1 protein-coding gene is annotated in these 254 nt (G+C 68.1%); it reads left to right on the top strand.

Features of this window, described 5'->3' with window-relative positions; translation table 11 throughout:
* The coding region (locus AC0L3U_RS39775) for a hypothetical protein (protein WP_473365177.1) at window positions 1-254 on the top strand (254 nt) is incomplete at both ends.

Genomic DNA, 254 nt, shown 5'->3' with positions numbered 1-254 from the left:
AGCCAGACCGATAGCTTCGGCAATACCGGCTCGGCTTCGCTGAGCTTCACGCTGGATACGACGGCGCCTGCGGTCGCCATCACGACGATCGAGGGCGGTAACAACCTGATCAACGCCGCGGAAGCGGCCGGCGGGGTCCAGGTCAGCGGCACCGCTGAGATCGGCTCGGCCCTGACCGTCAATGGTGCGGCGGTGACGGTCGATGCGACCGGTCACTGGACCACGTCGATCACGCCTGCCGGCCAGGGCGCCCT

This window comes from Bradyrhizobium sp. Kon69, from assembly GCF_055807515.1.
Note: the sequence above shows the minus strand (reverse complement) of the source record. Positions and strands in the feature narration are given on the sequence as shown.